This is a genomic window from Streptomyces sp. 63XJN7_1_ISO-PGPR-S23-121, from assembly GCF_056173025.1.
In genome coordinates this window covers 1,039,351-1,054,394 of sequence record NZ_CM149653.1, presented here as the reverse complement: position 1 = coordinate 1,054,394, position 15,044 = coordinate 1,039,351, and the positions used below count along the sequence as shown (strand labels likewise).

At 69.7% G+C, this 15,044-nt stretch carries 15 protein-coding genes and 2 pseudogenes; 8 read left to right on the top strand and 9 right to left on the bottom strand.

The window, feature by feature from the left end; all coding sequences use genetic code 11:
- Nucleotides 1-52 precede the first annotated feature (52 nt).
- On the bottom strand, nucleotides 53-1,633 hold the full coding sequence (locus AC0VYN_RS04955; RefSeq protein WP_475536814.1) for an IS1182 family transposase: 1,581 nt from the start codon (nucleotides 1,631-1,633) through the stop codon (nucleotides 53-55).
- 110 nt (nucleotides 1,634-1,743) lie between these two features.
- Between AC0VYN_RS04955 and AC0VYN_RS04950 the strand changes: the two are divergent.
- From AC0VYN_RS04950 to trhA, 5 genes and pseudogenes are all read left to right on the top strand, one after another.
- A pseudogene (locus AC0VYN_RS04950) lies at nucleotides 1,744-1,926 on the top strand (transposase); the annotation flags it as partial.
- A 201-nt stretch (nucleotides 1,927-2,127) separates the two neighbouring features.
- A pseudogene (locus AC0VYN_RS04945) lies at nucleotides 2,128-2,404 on the top strand (hypothetical protein); the annotation flags it as partial.
- A gap of 749 nt (nucleotides 2,405-3,153) precedes the next feature.
- Nucleotides 3,154-3,492 (top strand): MerR family transcriptional regulator, encoded by a 339-nt coding sequence (locus tag AC0VYN_RS04940; protein WP_475534941.1) that lies wholly within the window; start codon nucleotides 3,154-3,156, stop codon nucleotides 3,490-3,492.
- Nucleotides 3,493-4,202: 710 nt separating this feature from the next.
- A complete protein-coding gene (locus AC0VYN_RS04935) occupies nucleotides 4,203-4,358 on the top strand; it encodes a hypothetical protein (RefSeq protein ID WP_171987478.1) in 156 nt (51 codons plus the stop codon).
- A 421-nt stretch (nucleotides 4,359-4,779) separates the two neighbouring features.
- Nucleotides 4,780-5,562 (top strand): PAQR family membrane homeostasis protein TrhA, encoded by a 783-nt coding sequence (gene trhA / locus AC0VYN_RS04930; RefSeq protein WP_475534940.1) that lies wholly within the window; start codon nucleotides 4,780-4,782, stop codon nucleotides 5,560-5,562.
- A 149-nt stretch (nucleotides 5,563-5,711) separates the two neighbouring features.
- Here the strand turns inward: trhA and AC0VYN_RS04925 are convergent, their stop codons facing one another.
- The 5 genes from AC0VYN_RS04925 to AC0VYN_RS04905 all read right to left on the bottom strand — a co-directional run bounded on the left by AC0VYN_RS04925 (nucleotide 5,712) and on the right by AC0VYN_RS04905 (nucleotide 9,202).
- Nucleotides 5,712-6,020, bottom strand: a complete 309-nt coding sequence (locus AC0VYN_RS04925; RefSeq protein WP_475534939.1) for an SCO5918 family protein — start codon at nucleotides 6,018-6,020, stop codon at nucleotides 5,712-5,714.
- 52 nt (nucleotides 6,021-6,072) lie between these two features.
- Nucleotides 6,073-6,477: a CBS domain-containing protein gene (locus AC0VYN_RS04920; protein ID WP_475534938.1), complete on the bottom strand. Its 405-nt coding sequence runs from the start codon at nucleotides 6,475-6,477 to the stop codon at nucleotides 6,073-6,075.
- 46 nt (nucleotides 6,478-6,523) lie between these two features.
- Entirely contained in the window at nucleotides 6,524-8,020 is a 1,497-nt protein-coding gene (locus tag AC0VYN_RS04915; protein ID WP_475534937.1) for a DEAD/DEAH box helicase, read from the bottom strand.
- A gap of 351 nt (nucleotides 8,021-8,371) precedes the next feature.
- Nucleotides 8,372-8,575 carry a cold-shock protein gene (locus AC0VYN_RS04910; protein WP_023586105.1) on the bottom strand — a complete coding sequence of 68 codons (204 nt, stop codon included), beginning with the start codon at nucleotides 8,573-8,575 and terminating at the stop codon, nucleotides 8,372-8,374.
- A gap of 414 nt (nucleotides 8,576-8,989) precedes the next feature.
- Entirely contained in the window at nucleotides 8,990-9,202 is a 213-nt protein-coding gene (locus AC0VYN_RS04905; RefSeq protein WP_475534936.1) for a DUF4287 domain-containing protein, read from the bottom strand.
- Nucleotides 9,203-9,430: 228 nt separating this feature from the next.
- On the opposite strand from AC0VYN_RS04905, the gene AC0VYN_RS04900 reads away from it, so the two are divergent.
- Entirely contained in the window at nucleotides 9,431-10,021 is a 591-nt protein-coding gene (locus AC0VYN_RS04900; RefSeq protein WP_475534935.1) for a malonic semialdehyde reductase, read from the top strand.
- Nucleotides 10,022-10,111: 90 nt separating this feature from the next.
- On the opposite strand, the gene AC0VYN_RS04895 is transcribed toward AC0VYN_RS04900, so the two are convergent.
- Nucleotides 10,112-10,645, bottom strand: coding sequence for a DUF4245 domain-containing protein (locus AC0VYN_RS04895; RefSeq protein ID WP_451693671.1), 534 nt, complete (start codon nucleotides 10,643-10,645; stop codon nucleotides 10,112-10,114).
- A gap of 125 nt (nucleotides 10,646-10,770) precedes the next feature.
- On the opposite strand from AC0VYN_RS04895, the gene glpX reads away from it, so the two are divergent.
- A complete protein-coding gene (gene glpX / locus AC0VYN_RS04890; RefSeq protein WP_385469343.1) occupies nucleotides 10,771-11,805 on the top strand; it encodes a class II fructose-bisphosphatase in 1,035 nt (344 codons plus the stop codon).
- A gap of 192 nt (nucleotides 11,806-11,997) precedes the next feature.
- Here the strand turns inward: glpX and AC0VYN_RS04885 are convergent, their stop codons facing one another.
- Together AC0VYN_RS04885 and AC0VYN_RS04880 are read right to left on the bottom strand one after the other, a co-directional pair.
- Complete coding sequence (locus AC0VYN_RS04885) at nucleotides 11,998-12,378, bottom strand: WhiB family transcriptional regulator (RefSeq protein WP_475534934.1); 381 nt, start codon at nucleotides 12,376-12,378, stop codon at nucleotides 11,998-12,000.
- A 104-nt stretch (nucleotides 12,379-12,482) separates the two neighbouring features.
- Nucleotides 12,483-13,178, bottom strand: a complete 696-nt coding sequence (locus AC0VYN_RS04880) for a DUF1707 SHOCT-like domain-containing protein (RefSeq protein WP_475534933.1) — start codon at nucleotides 13,176-13,178, stop codon at nucleotides 12,483-12,485.
- Nucleotides 13,179-13,371: 193 nt separating this feature from the next.
- Between AC0VYN_RS04880 and AC0VYN_RS04875 the strand changes: the two genes are divergently transcribed.
- Nucleotides 13,372-15,042, top strand: a complete 1,671-nt coding sequence (locus AC0VYN_RS04875) for a fumarate hydratase (protein WP_475534932.1) — start codon at nucleotides 13,372-13,374, stop codon at nucleotides 15,040-15,042.
- Nucleotides 15,043-15,044 lie beyond the last annotated feature (2 nt).

Here is a 15,044-nt window from a genome sequence, read left to right as displayed (position 1 = left end):
ATGAAGATCTTGGTGAGGGGCTGTCCGGCCGTAGGCCGGGCGGCCCCTTGGTCTATGCGGTTGCTGGGTTGATCGTCCAGGTGCTGCCTGTTCGGGTGAGTCCGAGGTTGATCAGTCGGCGGAGGTTGAGGGCTGCTGCTCGGGTGTGTAGCCAGGTGTTGTTGGCGATGGTGCCGCGATAGCGCAGGCGGCGGTTACCGTGCTGGACGAGCCAGGCGACGGCGCGTTCGACCGGGGGTCTCCAGCGCCTGTAGTGGGCTTGCCAGTCGGGGTCGGTGGCGGCCTGGTCGCGGGCGGCTGCCTGGAGGTCGTGGTGCGGGCGGATGGTCAGGATGCGTCCGGCCTTGGCCTTGGTGCACCGCTCGCGCAGGGGACATCCGGAGCACAGGTCCTTGAAAGCGGCCTTGCGCTGCTGGTGCTGTCCTCCGGACTCGGAGAGGGGAACGGTGTGTCCGGCCGGGCAGGTCACGGTGGCGGCGGTGGTGTCGATAGCGAAGTCGTCGGGGGTGAAGCCGCCGGGGACGGCCGGCCGCAGCGGGGCCGGTTTGAGGAACAGCCGGTGACCTTGCTGCTGAAGGGTGTGGCGGACGTCGCTGGTGGAGTAGGCGGTGTCGCCGAAGAGATCGAGGGCAGTGTCCTCGTCGGCGAGCAGGTCCAGGCCCACCTTGGCCTCGTGGTGCTCGGGCCCGGCCCCGGGTGTGAGGGCGACGGCGGTGTATAACCCCGTCTCCGGCTCGATCGCGAGGTGGGCTTTATATCCGTCCTGCCGGCGGGTGCGGCTCTTGTGGACGTGCCGGGACTGAGGATCGACGGTGGAGACGGTCCGGTCGTAGGCGGTGCCGCGGGTGATGCGCCAGCGGCCGTCGCGGCCGTCGGAGTCCTCGGCCGGCTCCACGTCCTGCCCGGCGACCAGGGCCAGCAGGCCGACCGCGTTCGCGGCCCTCTCGCCCAGTTCCTGCTCGGGAAGGTGGCCCAGCAGCCTGAGCGCGTCGCCGACGAGGGCGTCGACGAGAGCGGCGCGGGCCTGTTCGTCATTCCAGGCGATGCGGGGTTTGCCGGGATCGGTGTAGTCATGGGCGGTGCACTGCACGGCCGCGACCCGGTCGGCGCCGGGGACTTCGCGGATCACCGCGCGGACGGCGGCGATCAGCTGGGTGACGGTGTCCTGGGTGGCGACCGCGTCGTCCAGCACGGTGGAGTCCAGAGCCCGCCGGTGCTTGCCCTTGAGGACCCCGGTGGCCTTGACCACCTCCCGCACCGCCTCGAAGACGCGGTCGGGCCGGGCGGAGCGGGAAAGGCGGCGCCGGAAGTAGGCCAGCAGCGAGGGGTCGAACGCCATGTCATGCAGACCGAGCCCGCAAGCGGCCTTCCACCGCAGGTCACACCGCAGCTCCTGGACCGTCTCGAAGTCCGACAGCCCGTGCAGGGCCTGCAGTGTGATCGCCGAGGCGAGGATCTGCGGCGGCATACTCGGCCGCCCGTTCGCCGAGGGGTACATGTCCGCGAACATCTCCGCCGGGAACAGCGCACCACGGTGCTCGGCCAGGAACGCGAACACACTCCCGGCCGGGATCAACTCCCGGCAGGTCTCCCACACATCCGGCCCGACCGTCTCCCCGGCCCATTCCCCCATCACCACGAAACGAGTCTGGCCCCGCCGCTCACGCGGCGGGGCCAGAACCCCAAGATCTTCATGAGCCTTCTAGAGCTTGTCTCTTTGATGGGTTGGTCAGTTGATCGGATGTGTCCGTCCAATTAGTGATCACTGATGCGATGGGGGACCGGCTCGAGCCGCTGATGCCGGCCGATCCGGTCCGGGGGCGGCGGTGGGCCGGCCACCGCCGCATCCTTGAGGCCATCGCGTGGAAGTACCGCACCAACTCGCCCTGGCGGGAACTGCCCGACGAGCTCGGCTCGTTCCAGACCGGGACCACGCCCAGCTCTCCCCGATCCTCCCGCCGAGTCCGACGCCGCCCACCCCGCTCGACGTCCGGCGGGCCGCAGCCTCCCGCGGCCCAGCGACGCTGCCCGCGGCCAGCGTGCCGCGGTGGAGCACCACAAGCCGACCCGCCCTGCCCGGCCAACGCCGCTGGCCCCAGCCCAACCCCGTCCGGAGACCTACCCCTCGTGTCTCTGCAGGCCCCCGAGTTCTTCGTGCCTCCCCTGCCACGACCACGCCGTCGTGGGCAACACGCACTGCGCCACTCCCGTCCCCGGCACACCGCTGCGGCTGCGGATCGACTTCACCCGCGCCATCCACGCGGACACCTACGGCGGGCTGCGTGTCGCAGTCGCCCACCCGGCACGCGGCGAGATCGACGCGGTGGCACTCAGCTTCGTGCACCACGGAACCTTCCACCGCCGCGACGAAGCCACCCACATCTACCACCGCCCGGGCCGCCCGCTGCGGCCCGTCATCCCGGCTCACCCCGGCGCCCATCACTGTTCGAGAGTGATTACCTCTCTGCCGACCACGCGAAAATCTGTGTCGACTGGAGTAGACATTGGGCAGTGGTGTGGTTACGTTTCTCCTGTAACCCGGAAGGACCGCAGGGCCCGGCAGAGACGAACCGCCGGGCAGCAGTACCAGCAGTTGCAGGACGGTGCGGTGGTGGAGTGTCGAAGCCAGGATGTTGCAGGACGGCGACGGGACTGACGACCGGACCGGGCGGCCCGCAGTGATCAGGGGCCGCCACCGTAGTGGCAGTACCCAGCAGTGAAGTCAGTGAGCGGTACCTCGGTGAAGGCGTCGGCTGCGGACGCGCGCACCGGGAGGTTCGGCAGTGGGGTTCCAGGCCAGAGCAGACGCAGGACGGGCAACGGGGCTGGCTGCCGAAGAGTGGCGCTGTCACAGGTCACTGAGAGGTTCGTATCACCAGCAGTAGAGCAGTACTAGAGGAAAGAACGGAGGAACGAAGCGCCATCAGGATCGCCCGGGCGGAGTTTTGGGCCCGGGTACCGCAGGACATCGATAGTGAGGTGGTCTCCGGTCAAGAAACCGCGATCCCCGCGCCCCCGTCAGCAGGCAGGTCGGGTCCGCGGACACAGAAGGCCGGCGCAGTATCAGGGCCGGCAGATGGTGTAGGAGTTCCTTCGGGGCCCTGGAGCCGTATGGCGCCAGGGCCCCTCCACGCGTTCCGCGGAGAGGTGCAGATGACAGCAGACGATTCGTACGGCCGTCTCGACGACGACGATTACCCCGCCTACACCATGGGGCGGGCGGCCGAGATGCTCGGCACGACCCCCGCCTTCCTGCGGGCCATCGGGGAAGCCCGACTAGTCACGCCGCTCCGCTCGGAGGGCGGCCACCGCCGCTACTCCCGCTACCAGTTGCGCATCGCAGCCCGCGCCCGCGAACTCGTCGACCAGGGCACCCCCGTCGGGGCTGCCTGCCGCATCATCATCCTGGAAGACCAGCTCGAAGAAGCGCGGCGTATCAACGAGGAACTGCAGACGCACCCCGCCGGCCTGGTGGACAAGGCCGACGCCTGAGGCCGTATCTGCCAGATGGTCCTATGAGGGCCCGGCTGTCAAGGCGGGAAGCCCTTGCCGTAACCGAAGAGGCAGCTGTCCGCACCGATGTGCTGGGCCCGGTCCTGGCTAGGACTCCCGTCGTCTTGCCGGAGCGATGCGGCTGTGGACGCGGAACCGGACGGTCGTGTCGTCGGGCGCGGGGCGCAGGTCGATGGCGACGGGCCGGCGAAGGTGTATCCCTGTTCGGCGGCGTGGCGGCGCACCTGGCCGGCGAGGGCCGGTGCCACGGGCCGAGGGCTGGCCGCGATCAGCCGGTGGGTCTCCGGGAGCAGTTCGATGACCGAAGTCGTTGGGTGCCACGACGCGTCGTCGGCCGACGATCAGGATGTTGTCGTCACACTGCCGTAGAAGCGTGGTCAACGCTTCGCTTCGCCCTGCTCTTGCCTGGCCGGCAGCATGCAGGCCACATACTCGTTGGGCACTGCTCCACGAGGCGTTCGCTTGTTCCGAGGAATCCCATCGAAGGCGCCTGCCCCACCGCACCCTGAGCAGGCTCACCCGCATGGGTGCACTTCGGTATGAGGGGTCCCGAAGGCTGCCGGGGCCAGTGGGACGTCCTTGCCGGAACCGCTGTCTGCGACCCAGGGCTGTCCGCCGTCTGGGCGAGGGTCCTCGTCTTCTGGGCGGCAGCCCTTTAGCGTGGGCGGCAGCCGCCGAAGGGAGGCGTCATGTCGGACGATCCGACGGGCCCGTTGGGTACGGCAATGCGGGAGGTCACGTTCCCGGACCAGTCTCGCGGGATCATCTTGGTGCGGGCGGGGACACCGCAGGACGAGGCCGAGGCAATGGCCGCCCGGGTGTGGGCCGAGATGCCGGAAGGCTGACCTGCATGAAGGCAGGTCAGCCGTACTGTCCTCTCACGCATTTGCTGAGCCGTCGGCCATGAACCGGAACCAGCCGTGCGGAGCCCGCACCGGTGCATGGCGCCATCGCGTCGATTGCCTGGGGAGGAGGCGCGGTGGCGGTCTCTGCGACGAGGTCGAGGCCACTCGGGGTGAGAGACGCCGCGCCGCGTTCCGCAGCATGGTGCGCCTGCTGGCTGTCCAGGAGAGGCTCGCCGAAGGCGGCCGAGGAGACCTCATCGGCCAGCCCGACTTGCCGCGGCTCTCACTGACCCAGCGGTGGCAGGTCGCAGGCGCCGCCGCTTTCTCAATGGCAGCACTCACCCCGCCTGGCGATCCCGGTCCGGCGGTGGGAGCTTGACCTTCCGCAGGGCTGTTTCGGGCATGTTTCTAGCATGATCGGATGGTTTTCGATGATGCCCATAGGACCAGGACGGCCCGGGGAGTTGTGGAGGGGGCTGTAGCCGGTCTCCCCGGCGGAGCACACCGTGGCGATGCCGAAGAGAACTCTCATCCTGTGGCCGACCTGGCCGACCTGGCCGGGTGGGCGGCGGACCTGGTCGAGCCGGTCAAGCCGAGGCTGCGTGGCTGGCTCCACACCGCGATGGTCCCGACCTCATTGAGTGCCGGCATCGTCCTGATCTGCCTGGCCCGGACGCCGGCGACCTGGGCCTGCGCCGTGTACGCCGTGACTGCCTGGCTGCTGTTCGGAACGAGCGCCGTCTACCACCTTGGCACCTGGTCACCGCTGGGCAAGGCCGTTCTGCGGCGTCTCGACCACGCCAACATCTTTCTGATCATCGCGGGAACCTGCACGCCTCTGGCCGTGCTCCTCCCCGCTGACCGGCAGGCCCTGCTTCTGTGGATCGTATGGACCGGGGCACTGGCCGGCATCGCCTTCCGGGTCCTGTGGGTCAGTGCTCCCCGCTGGCTGTACACCCCTTGCTACCTGGCCCTGGGGTGGGCACCGGTGCGTTACCTGCCCGACTTCCTGCACACCGGCGGAGCGGCCGTAGTCACCCTGATCGTGACCGGAGGTCTCCTCTACAGCGCGGGAGCGGTGGTCTACGCCGTCCAGCGCCCCAACCCCTTGCCCCGCTGGTTCGGCTTCCACGAGGTTTTCCACGCTCTGACCGTGGCAGCCTTCACCGTGCACTACATAGCCATCTCCCTCGCCGTCCACTGACCCCGGCAGCAGGGACCGCCCCTGCGTCACGGGGCCGTCGCCCCACTCGCGCACCGACCGGAGCGTGCGGCATGCAGTGAGGGCCCCACCGGCGCGTCGGTCGGGCCCCTCACTGCTGTTCTGGTGTCAGCGCGCACCTGTCGCGTCGGTCAGACGGACAGGGGGGCGCCGAGCATCGCGGAAGCCCGCTGCAACGGACCTTCGATGCTCGCGGCGGCGGTCTCGGGCACGGTGCGGCAGGTGAAGCCGAGATGGGCCATGGCCCGCAGGACTTCGCCGGTGCTGAAGTCGCGGCGGTCCTGGCGGGTGATGACCTGGCCGACCTGCTTGGCGGGGTAGCGACGCCGTCCGATGATCACGGACTCGCCAGTGACCGGTTCGGGCTTGACGCCCTTCATCGACTCCAGCACGCCGCTCTTGGTCAGGTCGAACGGGAAGCGGGCAATGACACAGCGCATGATGCCTCACAGGCAGAAGAGGAAACGGGGCCGGCCGCCGTGCAGCAGCGGTTCAGCGGGAGAGAGCGAGGACGCCCAGGGCGCTGCCGTGGTCGTCGACCACGGGCACCGGCCCGAGCCGCCCGAAAGGCACCGCGTCCTCGGCTTCTTCCCTCGTGGCCAACGGTGAGACGAAGGGCTCGCTGCCGTCGGTGATGTCACCCAGGCGGAGCCGGTCGGTGTATCGGGAGCTGTCCCGGACGGCGGTGAGCCGGGCCTGGGTGACCAGGCCCACGCACCGGGCATCCTCGTCGCAAACGACCAGGTGCTGCGCACGTGCGGCGGCCATCACGGACAGCGCCACCTCGACGGTCATGTCGTACCAGACCTGCGGGCCGGCCGCGTCCATGACGTCGACCACCGTGCCGTGCAATGGGCGAGCGCTTACGGAGCGATCCTGCAACTGTCCCAGCGTCAAAGGGTGCCTCCTGCGCAGACGGGCGGGGTTCCTGATCAGGACGGTTCTAGGCGGCCGCACCGGCCGTGGACTGGAGTGCGGGGGCACGCCGGGTCGCCGAGGCGGGGCGGCGTCGGCCGCGAGAGGTGGCACCGCGCTTCTTGGGGCGCTCCGCCACCGGGGCGGCGATGACGACCGGGATGCCGGTCGGAGCCTGGGCTCCGGTGATCCGGCTGAGGGCCTCGTCGCCCGAGCGGACCTGCGTGGTCTGCGGCCGGATCCCGGCGTCCGACATGAGGCGGACCATGCCGCGGCGCTGGCTCGGCGTGACGAGCGTGACGACGCTGCCGGACTCACCGGCGCGGGCCGTGCGCCCGCCACGGTGGAGGTAGTCCTTGTGGTCGGTCGGCGGATCGACGTTGACGACGAGGTCGAGGTTGTCGACGTGGATGCCGCGCGCCGCGACGTTGGTCGCCACCAGCACGGTGACGTGTCCGGCCTTGAACTGCGCCAGGGTGCGGGTGCGCTGCGGCTGCGACTTGCCGCCGTGCAGCGCGGCGGCCCGTACCCCGCTGTTGAGCAGGTCCTGCGTCAGCCTGTCGACGGCGTGCTTGGTGTCCAGGAACATGATCACGCGGCCGTCCCGGGCGGCGATCTCGGTGGTGGCTGCGTGCTTGTCGGCACCGTGGACGTGCAGTACATGGTGCTCCATCGTCGTGACGGCGCCCGCTGAGGGGTCGACGGAGTGCACGACGGGATCGGTCAGGTAGCGGCGTACGAGCAGGTCGACGTTGCGGTCCAGGGTCGCGGAGAACAGCATGCGCTGGCCCTCGGGGCGGACCTGGTCGAGAAGGGCGGTGACCTGCGGCATGAAGCCCATGTCGGCCATCTGGTCGGCCTCGTCGAGGACGGTGATGCACACCTGGTCCAGCCGGCAGTCGCCGCGGTCGATGAGATCCTTGAGGCGCCCCGGCGTGGCAACGACGACCTCGGCGCCACCGCGCAGCGCGCTCACCTGCCTGCCGATCGACATTCCGCCCACGACGGTGGCCAGCCGCAGTTTCACGGAGCGGGCGTAGGGGGTGAGCGCGTCGGTGACCTGCTGCGCCAGCTCACGTGTCGGGACGAGGATCAGTCCCAGCGGCTGCCGGGGCTCGGCCCGCTGTCCAGCCGTACGGGCCAGCAGGGCCAGCCCGAAGGCGAGGGTCTTTCCGGAACCGGTACGGCCCCGGCCGAGGACGTCACGGCCGGCGAGGGAGTTCGGCAGGGTCGCGGCCTGGATCGGGAACGGCACGGTCACCCCCTGCCCGCCCAGTGCCGCCAGCAGCTCACGGGGCATGTCGAGATCGGCGAAGCCCTCCACGGCGGGAAGCGCGGGAGTGATCGTCCTGGGCAGCGCGAACTCCCCCTGGACGGCGGCGGGCCGGCGGCCGTAACCGCCGGAGCGGCTCGGTCCGGCCGACCGGCGCGGCGTCGGCGAACCGAAGCGGCTGCCGCCCTTTCCGGAGTCGGCACTGCCATTACGGGTGCGGGCGTAGCGGTCGTTCGTGCGTGTGCGGTTCATGCGGGGCCTTCCTCGATGCGGCACATATCAAAGAATTCCCGAAGCAATGAGCAGCACGGAGAATCGCAAGAATGGACCGGTGGGCCTTGAAAGCGAATCTGGCCAACAGATAAATTATGCGGGCGCAGGCGCTGGAATGATTGGGTGCGCTGTGGGCTCGATATTCGGAGCGTCCACTGCGCGGTAGCTGTGAGAGGATGCGTCTGCATCCCCGAAGGGCAAAACGTGTGCGGTGAGCCAACGATGTCCGGGTTGTTGCCCCCAGGCGGAATCACTGCGGGGAAACGCATGCAGCTGGGGCCCGCACCCCGAAGGATGCGGGCCCCAGCTACAAGTATGTGACAGTCAGCGTCAGGCGGGAACGATGTTCTCGGCCGTCGGGCCCTTCTGGCCCTGCGCGATGTCGAAGCTCACCTTCTGGCCCTCCAGCAGCTCGCGGAAGCCCTGGGCGGCGATGTTCGAGTAGTGGGCGAACACGTCAGCGCCGCCACCGTCCTGCTCGATGAAGCCGAAGCCCTTTTCCGCGTTGAACCACTTCACGGTACCAGCAGCCATGTCATTTCTCCTTTGGGGCAGTGCATACGGGATCCGCACCGTGCGAACCTCGTGTCGCCGCGATGATCACCCCGCCCGGAAAAAGACCGGAGATACAAAAGCGCTTCCAGAGGCACAGGGCCGACCGGAGCACTTGAAGTTTCGGGAACCACAACTGCAACTGACACCGACAGTAGCACGCCACAGCAGCCACTGTGCGGTGAAGAACGCCACCCTACTTATTTCGGCAGAGAATCTATCCGCATGCTCCGTTGAAATCTCAGCCCCCGGGCACAGATATTGACCCACCCGCGCGACGCCATATTTTGCGTGCCGCGCTTGCATGATCCGGCCCCCGCACCACGCCCTCGAAGCTGCCCATGCCGGCGTCGATCCCAGGTCGGTTTCTTGGGGTTCTGGCCCCCTCCGCTCTCCCTACTTGCCCTCGTCCTCGGCGCGCGTGTGGGCGACGAGCGCGTTGGCGTGTCCGTGGCCCAGGCCGTGCTCGGTCTTGAGCCAGGCGACGAGTTCCATGTGCCGGGTGAGCGGCGAGGAGCGGATCAGGTCCTTCCACTCCGCGATCGGCCGCCCGTACCTCTTCTCGATCGAGGGGAAGTAGGAGGCGGGTCCCTTGACGGTGCTGGTCATGTCGGGCGGTCCCATCCGTGCGAGTGGCGGTCTGTGCCGGGTAGGACCGCGGCCGGCGCGCGAAGTGATCGGCGGCCAAGCGTGATCCGCGTCACTCCTTGTTCGCGTGAAGCGGATCACTGCGCTCCTCCTTTGGTTGAACATTGAACTTCCTTGCCGTAGCGTCGTCCCCGTCAACGGCTCCCGTGCGAACCGCGGGGCCGACGCACATCGCCAGAAAGTTCACGCATGTCTCTCGTTCTTGACCCCGCCGCCCAGGACCTGCTGTTCCGTGAGGCCCGCACCGCCAACACCTTCACCGACGAGCCGGTGACCGACGAGCAGGTCCAGGCGATCTACGACCTGGTCAAGTACGGCCCCACCGCCTTCAACCAGTCGCCGCTGCGCATCACGCTGGTCCGCTCTTCCGAGGCCCGCGAGCGTCTGGTCCAGCACATGGCCGAGGGCAACCGGCCCAAGACCGCCTCCGCCCCGCTGGTCGCGATCCTGTCCGCCGACAACGAGTTCCACGAGGAGCTGCCGCAGCTCTTCCCGCACTTCCCCGCGGCGAAGGACGCCTTCTTCAGCGAGCGCCCCGTGCGTGAGGGTGCCGCCACGCTGAACGCCGCGCTCCAGGCCGCCTACTTCATCGTCGGCGTCCGCGCCGCCGGTCTGGCCGCCGGCCCGATGACCGGCCTCGACTTCGAGGGCGTCCGCAAGGAGTTCCTGGACGACGACCACACCCCGCTGATGGTCGTCAACATCGGCCGCCCGGGCCCGGACGCCTGGTTCCCGCGCTCCCCGCGCCTGTCGTACGAGCAGGTCGTCACCACCGTCTGAGGCGACGCCCGCGACGCGGTGCGCCCACCCACCGCACGAAGGCCCCCGGCATGACGCCGGGGGCCTTCGCCGTACGGTCGGGACCGGCGCTCAGCCCGTCCTCAGGGCCGCCGCCATGTCGGCCAACTGCTCGAACGACCCGGTGCCCGCCACGACGGTCGTCGCACCCCCGGCGCCGTCCGTGTTCTCGAGCACCAGGGCGTCGTACCGGCCGCCCTCGTACCGGACCCACGTGCGGCCGGCGATCTGCTCGGTGGCGTCGGTCCGCCGCCCGCCCTGGCTGGCCTCCTCGATGAAGGTGACCGGCTTCTCCGCGGACTGCTCGACCGCCACGTACTCGCCGTCGGGGGCGCGGAAGCCCAGGTGCCAGGCGTCGAAGTCGTCGCCGCGGAACCGTACGGAGGTCGGCTTCCAGTCCCGGGAGAGCCCCTCGGGCGCCGCGACCGGGTAGGACGCGGCGCGGCGCGCGGTGAGCAGCTCGACCCGGTAGTCGACCCGCCTGATGTCCGGCTCCCCCTCGTTGTGCGGGATGAAGAGCCACATCCCCAGCCCCACGAGCACGATGACCCCCAGGGAGAGGATCATGTCCCGGGCCGTCTTCTGCTTGCGATTCGTCCCTGCCACGCCCCTATCGTCGCAGGTCCCCGATCCGCTCATCCGTGGGGTCCCCTGCTCATTTTGTCGGACTGACGATAGAGTGCGAGTCATACCCTCATCCGGCCGTCGTCGTATCAGAAAGGTGCGCTCCGATGACCGAGAATCATCATCTGCCGTCCGAGCTGGACGTCCCCTCAGAGGCTCCCGACCGCAACCTCGCCCTGGAACTCGTCCGGGTCACCGAGGCCGCGGCGATGGCCGCCGGCCGCTGGGTCGGGCGCGGTGACAAGAACGGCGCCGACGGTGCCGCGGTGCGCGCCATGCGCACCCTCGTCTCCACCGTCTCGATGAACGGCGTCGTCGTCATCGGCGAGGGCGAGAAGGACGAGGCCCCGATGCTCTTCAACGGAGAGCGGGTCGGGGACGGGACCGGGGCCGAGGTCGACATCGCCGTCGACCCGATCGACGGGACCACGCTGACCGCCAAGGGCATGACCAACGCGATCGCCGTGCTGGCCGCCGCCGAGCGCGGCTCCATGTTCGACCCGTCGGCCGTGTTCTACATGGACAAGCTGGTCACCGGCCCGGAGGCCGCCGACTTCGTCGACATCAACGCGCCCGTGTCCGTGAACATCCGGCGGGTCGCCAAGGCCAAGCGGCGCACCCCCGAGGACGTCACGGTCGTCATCCTCGACCGGCCCCGCCACGACGGCCTGATCAAGGAGGTCCGGGAGACCGGCGCCCGGATCAAGCTGATCTCCGACGGCGACGTGGCCGGCTCCATCCTCGCGCTGCGCGAGGGCACCGGCATCGACCTGCTGCTGGGCATCGGCGGCACGCCGGAGGGCATCATCTCGGCCTGCGCCGTGAAGTGCCTGGGCGGCACCATCCAGGGCAAGCTGTGGCCCAAGGACGACGAGGAGCGGCAGCGCGCGATCGACGCCGGGCACGACCTGGACCGGGTGCTGACCACCGACGACCTGGTCTCCGGCGACAACGTCTTCTTCGTCGCGACCGGCATCACCGACGGCGAGCTGCTGCGCGGGGTGCGGTACCGGTCCGAGACGGCCACGACCGACTCGATCGTGATGCGGTCGAAGTCGGGCACGGTGCGGCGGATCGACTCCGAGCACCGGCTGAGCAAGCTGCGGGCCTACAGCGCGATCGACTTCGACCGGGCGAAGTGACTCCGTCGGAGCCGCGGGGCGCCCATGGAAGCGGGGGTGCCCGTCCGTCGGCGAGTGCGGGTTCACGGCGGCTGGTCGCGCGGTTCCCCGCGCCCCTGGGCCGGTTCCACTGCCCGGCGTTCAGCGGGTCCCCGGCGGCGTGACGAAGGGCGCTCCCCTGTGCGGAGGGGGGCGCCCTTGCCGTGTCCGAGGTCAGCCGGCCGCGGCTATGCGGCCCGTCGTGGTGCGGGCCGCCTTCTTCAGTTCGACGTCGCGGCGGCGGCGCCGGGCCAGGACCACGCGGCGCTCGGCGGCGGTGAGGCCGCCCCAGACGCCGTACGGCTCGGGCTGGAGGAGCGCGTGCTCGCGGCACTCGACCATGACCGGACAGCGGGCGCACACGCGCTTGGCCGCCTCCTCGCGGGAGAGCCGGGCGGCGGTGGGCTCCTTGGAGGGTGCGAAGAACAGTCCGGCCTCGTCGCGCCGGCACACCGCCTCGGTATGCCACGGAGCGTCTTGGTCCCTGTCCCGCACGGGTGCCCGCTGTGCCGGTACGGCGGCTACCTGCAGGGACGAATGCGGCGGTTGCAGCACGGGTCTACTCCTGACGACGGCTTCGCGAGCGAGAGACGATGCGTCAGGCTTACCCGCTGTGCGCGCGCCTATGCACTGGGTTTCCCACCGCGGCGGGCGCCGCGCTACGCGTGCTTGCGCAAACCCCTGTCGACCTTGCGCTGGACCCGGTCGAGGATGTCGGCGACCAGCCGGCCCCGCTTGGGGCGCGCCTCGACGCTGCCCAGCACGGCCCAGCCCTCCACGTAGATGACGGGGGCGTCTGCCTCGGCCGAGTCGAGGGAGTCCACGTCGAAGGTGCCGAGCACGCCGCCGCCCGCGCCGCGCAGCGACACGTTCTCCGGGACGCGGACCTCGACGCTGCCCAGGACCGCGAACGCCTTGATCACGACCTGCTGGTGCTCGAAGAGCGCCTCGCTGAGGTCGATCTCGACGCTCCCGAGGATCGCGTACGCGTGGATACGACGGCTCGCGCGCCGGCGGCCCCGGCGGACGGCGCTGCTGAGCACCGCCACCACGTTCTCCTCGGGGTCCGCCGGGATCGCGCCGAGGGTGGGACGGTCGGGGGCCGGGGCCGCGGCCGCCCGTCCGGCGTGCCCGGCGGGCAGGTCGCGCACGAACACGTCCAGCTCGGCGACCGTCCTGGCGGCCAGCACGCCCTCCACGCGCTCGGCGTGCTCCTCGGCGGTCAGACGCCCCTCGGCCAGGGCGTCGCGCAGCATGTCGGCGATGCGGTCGCGGTCGGCGTCCGAGGCGCGCAGCTCCGCGACGTGCGGCGCCGGGCCCTCGTGCGGCTGTCGGTCGTGCTTGTGAAGGTCCACGGCAGCAGCGTACCGAAACGCGATAGATCGCGACCAGGGGTGTGGACGGCCTTGTCACACCTTTGTCCCGCGGTCCACTGAGCCTTACCTCACAAGCTCGTCGCCGACGGCAGGTTTTACGCTGGTGGACGCTGCCAATGGAGGCCAGCCGTCGTTGCTGAGGAATCCAGCCGCGCGTGATGTCGAGTGAGGAATGGGCGAGATGCCTGAGTTCGCGTACACCGATCTGCTCCCCCAGGGCGAGGACACCACTCCGTACCGGCTGGTGACCGCCGAGGGCGTCTCCACCTTCGAGGCCGACGGGCGGACCTTCCTCAAGGTGGAGCCGGAGGCGCTGCGCAAGCTGGCCGAGGAGGCCGTCCACGACATCCAGCACTACCTGCGCCCGGCGCACCTCGCGCAGCTGCGCCGCATCATCGACGACCCCGAGGCGTCGGGCAACGACAAGTTCGTGGCGCTGGACCTGCTGAAGAACGCGAACATCGCCGCGGCGGGCGTCCTGCCCATGTGCCAGGACACCGGTACGGCGATCGTCATGGGCAAGCGCGGCCAGAACGTCCTGACGGCGGGCGGCGACGAGGAGGCCCTGAGCCGGGGCATCTACGACGCCTACAGGAACCTGAACCTGCGCTACTCGCAGATGGCCCCGCTCACCATGTGGGAGGAGAAGAACACCGGCTCCAACCTCCCGGCCCAGATCGAGCTGTACGCGACCGACGGCGGCGCCTACAAGTTCCTGTTCATGGCCAAGGGCGGCGGCTCGGCGAACAAGTCGTTCCTGTACCAGGAGACGAAGGCCGTGCTGAACGAGGCCTCCATGATGAAGTTCCTGGAGGAGAAGATCCGCTCGCTGGGCACGGCCGCCTGCCCGCCGTACCACCTGGCGATCGTGGTCGGCGGCACGTCGGCCGAGTACGCGCTGAAGACCGCCAAGTACGCCTCCGCGCACTACCTGGACGAGATTCCCTCCGAGGGTTCGGAGCTCGGGCACGGCTTCCGGGACAAGGAGCTGGAGGAGAAGGTCTTCGAGCTGACGCAGAAGATCGGCATCGGCGCGCAGTTCGGCGGCAAGTACTTCTGCCACGACGTGCGCGTGGTGCGGCTCCCCCGGCACGGGGCGTCCTGCCCGGTCGCCATCGCCGTGTCCTGCTCGGCGGACCGGCAGGCCGTCGCGAAGATCACCGCCGAGGGCGTCTTCCTGGAGCAGCTGGAGACCGACCCGGCGCGGTTCCTGCCGGAGACGACGGACGAGCAGCTCGACGAGAGCGGTGACGTCGTCCGGATCGACCTGAACCAGCCGATGGAGACGATCCTCGCCGAGCTGACCAAGTACCCGGTCAAGACCCGGCTGTCGCTGACCGGCCCGCTGGTCGTGGCGCGCGACATCGCGCACGCCAAGATCAAGGAGCGGCTGGACGCGGGCGAGGAGATGCCGCAGTACCTGAAGGACCACCCGGTGTACTACGCGGGTCCGGCGAAGACGCCCGAGGGCTACGCGTCCGGGTCCTTCGGGCCGACCACGGCCGGGCGGATGGACTCCTACGTGGAGCAGTTCCAGGCGGCGGGCGGCTCCAGGGTGATGCTGGCCAAGGGCAACCGGAGCAAGCAGGTCACCGACGCGTGCGCGGCGCACGGCGGCTTCTACCTCGGGTCCATCGGCGGACCGGCGGCGCGGCTCGCGCAGGACTGCATCAAGAAGGTCGAGGTCGTCGAGTACGAGGAGCTCGGCATGGAGGCGGTCTGGAAGATCGAGGTCGAGGACTTCCCGGCGTTCGTCGTGGTGGACGACAAGGGCAACGACTTCTTCAGCCCGCAGGAACTCTCTCAGCCGACGTTCACGAGCATCCCGGTGCGTCAGGCGTGAGC